The 2,500-nt window shown below is 48.1% G+C and carries 2 rRNA genes (1 of these 2 cut by a window edge); both read right to left on the bottom strand.

From position 1 onward, the window contains the following. Positions 1–67 precede the first annotated feature (67 nt). Positions 68–179, bottom strand: a 5S ribosomal RNA gene (gene rrf / locus MKQ68_RS25480). An 83-nt stretch (positions 180–262) separates the two neighbouring features. Next, positions 263–2,500 (bottom strand): 23S ribosomal RNA (locus tag MKQ68_RS25475); it runs 645 nt beyond the window's last position.

Raw genomic sequence — 2,500 nt, 5'->3', positions numbered from 1 at the left:
TTGAGTGCGGCCTCCACTTATAGAGAAAGAAAAAGTCCCGGCATACACCGGGACTTTTCTTAAATAAATATGGCGGCTACCTACTCTCCCGCATTGTGGTGCAGTACCATCGGCCATGAGGGGCTTAACTTCTCTGTTCGGAATGGGAAGAGGTGAACACCCTCGGCAAAACCACCATAAGATCTTACATCCTATGATCTTTAGACCATGTTCAGACTAATATTTTACATATTGGGAATAGTTGTACAACGATATCAAAATAAAATTAAAGCTTACGGGCAATTAGTACTACTCGGCTTTGATGTTACCACCTTTACACCTGTAGCCTATCAACGTCGTAGTCTCCGACGACCCTTAAAAGTAAACTCATCTTAAGGAAGGTTTCACGCTTAGATGCTTTCAGCGTTTATCCTGTCCGTACATAGCTACTCTGCACTGCACCTGGCGGCACAACAGATACACCAGCGGTACGTACGACCCGGTCCTCTCGTACTAAGGTCATGTCCTCTCAATTTACTAACGATCACAACAGATAGGGACCGAACTGTCTTGCGACGTTCTGAACCCAGTTCACGTGCCACTTTAATCGGCGAACAGCCGAACCCTTGGGACCTTCTCCAGCCCCAGGATGTGACGAACCGACATCGAGGTGCCAAACCTCCCCGTCGATATGAGCTCTTGGGGGAGATCAGCCTGTTATCCCCGGAGTACCTTTTATCCTTTGAGCGACGGCCCTTCCATACAGAACCGCCGGATCACTTTAGCCTGCTTTCGCACCTGCTCGGCTTGTTGGCCTCACAGTCAAGCACCCTTATACTAATGCGCTCTACGTACGATTACCAACCGTACTGAGGGTACCTTTGCGAGCCTCCGTTACTTTTTAGGAGGCGACCACCCCAGTCAAACTACCCACCAAACAATGTCCCCGTTACACGGGTTAGACTCTAAACAACAGAAGGTTGGTATTTCAACGTTGACTCCACGACTCCTGGCGAAGCCGCTTCATAGTCTCCCAACTATCCTACACATCTGTGGTTCAAAATCAATGTTAAGTTGTAGTGAAGGTTCACGGGGTCTTTCCGTCCCGTTGCGATTAACCGGCATCTTCACCGATACTACAATTTCACCGAGCTCGTGGTAGAGACAGTGTGCAACTCATTAGACCATTCGTGCAGGTCGGAACTTACCCGACAAGGAATTTCGCTACCTTAGGACCGTTATAGTTACGGCCGCCGTTTACTGGGGCTTCAGTCAGAAGCTTTGGCTTGCGCCGAACATCCTTCCTTAACCTTCCAGCACCGGGCAGGTATCAGGCTCTATACGTCATCTTACGATTTTGCAGGGCCCTGTGTTTTTGTTAAACAGTTGGTTGCACCATTTTACTGAGACCGCATTACTGCGGTACGCCTTATCCCGAAGTTACAGCGTCAATTTGCCTAGTTCCTTTACCACGGATCACTCGAGCGCCTTAGGATATTCTCCTCGACTACCTGTGTCGGTTTACGGTACGGGCTGTTATAACCTAACCTTAGAGGGTTTTCTTGGAAGTCTGTTTAGGGATACTATCAGCGCCGCCGAAGCTTTGCTGTACTATCAGGTTCATCAAATCGTGCGGATTTTCCAACACAACCTATAACTACACCCTTTAACGCACTATTCCGTAAGTGCGCGATCCTTTCACTACTCCGTCACCCCATCGAAATTATAACAGGTACTGGAATATTCACCAGTTTGCCATCAGCTACCCCTCTCGGGTTTGCCTAAGGACCCGACTAACCCTGATCCGATTAGCGTTGATCAGGAACCCTTAGTCTTACGGCGAAAAGATTTTTCATCTTTTTTATCGTTACTTATGCCTACATTTTCTTTTCCAAACGCTCCAGCATGCCTCGCGACACACCTTCGATGCAGATTGGAATGCTCCCCTACCGATCATACTTACGTACAATCCTAAAGCTTCGGTAGTATGTTTGATGCCCGATTATTTTCCGTGCCCAAACCCTCGACCAGTGAGCTGTTACGCACTCTTTAAATGAATGGCTGCTTCCAAGCCAACATCCTGGCTGTTTTAGGGTTTGAACTTCGTTTGTTCAACTTAACATACGTTTAGGGACCTTAGCTGTTAATCTGGGTTATTTCCCTCTCGGCCACGGACCTTAGCGCCCGCAGCCTCACTCCTGGAGAGTATATCATAGCATTCGGAGTTTATTAGGGTTTGGTAGGCGGTGAAGCCCCCTAGCCCAATTAGTAGCTCTACCTCTATGATACGTCTGTAATCCAAGGCTGTTCCTAAAAACATTTCGGGGAGAACGAGCTATCTCTCAGTTTGATTGGCCTTTCACCCCTATCCACAGGTCATCCCATAGCTTTTCAACGCTAATGAGTTCGGTCCTCCAGTTTGTGTTACCAAACCTTCAACCTGCCCATGGATAGATCACAAAGTTTCGCGTCTACCCCCACTGACTAAGCGCTCTGTTAGAACTCGCTTTCGCTTCGGCTC

Source organism: Chitinophaga horti (assembly GCF_022867795.2).
Lineage (GTDB): Bacteria > Bacteroidota > Bacteroidia > Chitinophagales > Chitinophagaceae > Chitinophaga > Chitinophaga horti.
Note: the sequence above shows the minus strand (reverse complement) of the source record. Positions and strands in the feature narration are given on the sequence as shown.